This window comes from Methanobrevibacter sp. (assembly GCF_045577275.1).
Lineage (GTDB): Archaea > Methanobacteriota > Methanobacteria > Methanobacteriales > Methanobacteriaceae > Methanobrevibacter.
This window is the reverse complement of record NZ_JAZNIB010000348.1, coordinates 1-3,666: the sequence shown is the minus strand read 5'-3', so window position 1 is coordinate 3,666 and position 3,666 is coordinate 1. Positions and strand designations below refer to the sequence as shown.

The 3,666-nt window shown below is 34.7% G+C and carries 4 protein-coding genes; all 4 read left to right on the top strand.

All coding sequences use genetic code 11. The annotated features are described in order from the left end of the window. The first annotated feature begins 108 nt into the window (after window positions 1-108). Entirely contained in the window at window positions 109-1,041 is a 933-nt protein-coding gene (locus ACKI67_RS10025) for a type II secretion system F family protein (protein WP_407463392.1), read from the top strand. Window positions 1,042-1,055: 14 nt separating this feature from the next. Continuing rightward, window positions 1,056-1,277: a class III signal peptide-containing protein gene (locus tag ACKI67_RS10020; RefSeq protein ID WP_407463391.1), complete on the top strand. Its 222-nt coding sequence runs from the start codon at window positions 1,056-1,058 to the stop codon at window positions 1,275-1,277. Between the two features lie 107 nt (window positions 1,278-1,384). Next, complete coding sequence (locus ACKI67_RS10015) at window positions 1,385-2,800, top strand: lactaldehyde dehydrogenase (protein WP_407463390.1); 1,416 nt, start codon at window positions 1,385-1,387, stop codon at window positions 2,798-2,800. Window positions 2,801-2,902: 102 nt separating this feature from the next. After that, the gene (locus ACKI67_RS10010) at window positions 2,903-3,628 is read left to right on the top strand and encodes a tRNA-binding protein (RefSeq protein WP_407463389.1); all 726 of its coding nucleotides are present in this window, start codon (window positions 2,903-2,905) and stop codon (window positions 3,626-3,628) included. Window positions 3,629-3,666: the final 38 nt, after the last annotated feature.

Sequence of the window (3,666 nt, the reverse complement as noted above, 5' to 3'; positions counted from 1 at the left end):
ATAAATTAATTCTAATTTTACTTAGTTTTTAAAATACTCAATTTAAATTATTTTTTTAAGTCTAAAATTGAGTTAAATTTATTAGTAACTTATACAAATCTATTATCAATGTTTATTGAAGATTTATTAATTAAATTATCAGATTTAATAGAAAAGAGGTTTAATCAATCTATTTTAATTAGCTTTCAGGAGTACTTGCTAAAAGCAGGAATATTTACATTGGCTTCTCAATTGCTGTCAATAATCATAATTGTCTATTTGGCATTCATTATTCTATTTTCACTGCTTTCAATAGTATTTTCTTTCAATATGCTATTTTCCATAATTTTAGCTATTTTCATTCCAACAATAACTTTTGTTCTAATCTTATTTATGAAAATAGAAAGAAGATCAAGTGAAATAGAAAGTTCCATTCCAGATTTTCTAAGGCAATTATCATCAATGCTAAAGGTTGGCTTGAGTTTGGAAAATGCCTTGGTTGACATGTCGAATCATGGAAAAGGGCCATTGTATGATGAATTAAGGCGAGTTGTTGTAGAGATAAGGATGGGGAAAAATTTGGATGAGTCCTTTAATAACATGGCAATAAGACTCGACTCAAAGGATCTTGAACGCAGTTTCAAAATCATTTTGAATGCCCATAAAAGTGGAGGTTCCTTGTCTGATATCATTCTTGATGTAAGTGATGATTTGAGGGCTATGCTGATATTAAAAAGAGAAAGAAAGGCAGGAGTGATGATGTCAATCATGTTTCTGCTCATAGCTTCCACATTTGCAGCTCCCTTTGCACTTGGGATGGTTGGAGTCTATTCATCATTTATGATTGAATTAGGAAAAGGGGGAGCCATTTGTGAAGTCGCTCCTCTTGCAGCAGAAATCTACTTAATTATTCATTCTATTTTAGCAGGATTTTTGATAGCTTTGATAATGTATGGGGACTTAAGGAAAGGACTTAGATATTCCATTCCCATAACTTGTTCCGCTTTTTTGATATTCTATTTAATCAATAACTTCGGAGCAGGTTTCTTTGGATTGGTGTAGTTTGGAGGTCAATTATGAAATATGGTCAATTCAATCTTTTAAAGGGTTTAATTAATGATGAAAATGGACAAGGTTCTGCTGAACTGATTCTGATTGTTGGTGGGATAATCGTGATTATTTTAGTGGTGGTTTCAATGTATAAATCATATTTATCTGATTTGGGAACTGAAATAGGTTCTAATGAAATGAAAACCTTAAACAGTTCATTTAGTGATATTGGCTCAAGATTTGAATAATTACTTAAAATTTATTATTCAATAAAACAAATAGTTTAATAATTATTCAAAAATTAAATCTATTCAAAAGTAAATTATTTAATTAAATCAAATTCAGGAGTCAAATCATGAAATTCTTAATCAATGGTGAATTTATAGATACATCAGACCATTATGATGTTATCAATCCATACAATGGAGAAATTGTCGATACTGTTCCGATTGGATATAGAAGTGATGCGGATAATGCTATCGAAGCGGCAAACAATGCAAAGAAGGCATTGAATGACTTGTCTTCTAAGGAAGTTTCAAACAATCTTTTGGATGCTTGCGAAGAGCTTGAAAAGGAAAGCGAAAGCATAGCAAAACTGATTGTGAGAGAAGCAGGAAAACCATACAAGCAAGCTATTGGTGAACTCCAGAGATCTGTAGAAACATTGCAGTTTGCTGCAGAAGAATCAAAAAGAATCTATGGTGAATCTGTACCTATAGATGCCACAGGACCTGTTGATGCAAGATTTTTGGCATTTACCAAAAAGGTTCCTCTTGGTGTAGTGGGAGCAATAACTCCATTCAATTATCCTGTCAATTTGGCTTTGCATAAGATAGCTCCAGCTATTGCAGCCAAAAACACTGTAGTCATGAAGCCATCTATGGAAGCTCCTTTGGCGGCATTAAGATTGGCTGAAATAATCAATAACCATTTTCCAGATGGGGTAATAAACTCAGTAACTGGCTATGGAAGTGAAGTGGGAGATGCAATGGTGGTGTCAACTGGCATAAACAAGATCTCCTTTACAGGCAGTGTAGCTACAGGTTTATTCATTTCATCAAGAGCTGGCATGAAAAAATTGACTATGGAGCTTGGAGGAAATGACCCATTGGTCATTCTTGAGGATGCAGATGTTGAAAAGGCTATAAGTGCAGCGACATCCGGTGCATTCCTATTTTCAGGTCAGGTTTGCATAGGAGTTAAAAGAATCATCCTTGACAATAAGATTGCTGATGAATTCATTGATGTCTTTGTAAAGGAAGCAAGCAAGCTCAAGATGGGAGACCCTATGGATGAATCAACTGATATCGGCCCTGTAATCAATGAAAGTTCCGCTATCAACATTGAAACATCAGTAAATAGTGCCATTGAAGATGGTGCAGAACTTCTTTTAGGCGGAAACCGTAAGGACTGTTTCTATGAACCTACCATTTTGGATAATGTCAATATGAAGATGGGCCTTGTTGCAAATGAGACATTCGGTCCGATAGCACCAATCATCAGAGTTGATGGAATCGATGAGGCAATCAAGGTAGCCAATGACACCCAATATGGCCTTCAGGCAGGTGTGTTTACTGAAAGTATTCGAAGTGCACTTAGATGCGCCAATGAAATCGACGCAGGTTCCGTTTTAATCAACAAGGAATCTACATTCAGAACAGATGCCATGCCATTTGGTGGATTCAAGTCAAGCGGAATAGGCAAGGAAGGAATCAAATATGCAGTTGAAGACATGTGCAAAAGCAAATTGATTGCATTTAACTGCAAATGATTTTCATCTAAAAGTATTAATTTAAAGAAGAATAAAATAATTATTAATTAAAAAACTAAAATTATTAAATTTCTTAAATTTATTTTTATCAATCGTGATATTATGTGGGACACTGCAAAAGATTATAGAATATTGATAGCTATGCATGCTCGTGAATTATTCTTAAGAACCGTGCAAACTGGAAGTTTCAGAGGTAATTGGAATAAGAAAGGCACAATTGAAGAAGCTAAAAAGATGGAGCCAGACTTAAAGTCCTTGCTTTACTGTTATCTTGAAGGAGATACTTTAGCCAATTGTGAAGATGTTGAAAAGCTTGAAGAAAAGGCTAATAAAATAGTCAATTTCCTTGGTGGTGAGGATTGGGCACATAAGTTTATGAGTGGTGCTCCAAAGGATGAAAGGGAAAAGACAGAAGAGAATATTGCTAAGGTAAGATTCTTCCTTGACACCATTTTAGGCCTCAGGTCAAGATTTAAGTTTGGACCTATTGATGATCCAATCGTAGGAATTGATGTGAAGGTTGGAGAAATCATGAGTGTCAGCAAACATCCTAAAGCTGATTCATTAATGATCTGTAATGTAAACCTTGGAAAAAGAGCTTTAAAAGTTGTTACCAATGACTTGACAGTTAAGGAAGGCAATAGGGTAGGCGTTTCCTTGCTTCCTCCTGCCACATTTATGGAAATTGTTTCTGAAGGAATGTTTTTAGGAATGAATGGTAGCATTTTAAAGGATGTTCAAGGTGAATTAGGTCAAATGCCTAATGGAATACCTATGGAATCATTAAATGAAACCAAAAACATGATTACAAACTTTTTGGATAACTAATCCAAACTTTTACTCGCTTCGCTCGCAAAAGTTTGATC

What these genes read in the sequence shown, in the direction of transcription:
- ACKI67_RS10025 (WP_407463392.1), top strand. Translation starts at nt 109, where the DNA reads ATGTTTATTGAAGATTTATTAATTAAATTATCAGATTTAATAGAAAAG.
- ACKI67_RS10020 (WP_407463391.1), top strand. Translation starts at nt 1,056, where the DNA reads ATGAAATATGGTCAATTCAATCTTTTAAAGGGTTTAATTAATGATGAA.
- ACKI67_RS10015 (WP_407463390.1), top strand. Translation starts at nt 1,385, where the DNA reads ATGAAATTCTTAATCAATGGTGAATTTATAGATACATCAGACCATTAT.
- ACKI67_RS10010 (WP_407463389.1), top strand. Translation starts at nt 2,903, where the DNA reads ATGTGGGACACTGCAAAAGATTATAGAATATTGATAGCTATGCATGCT.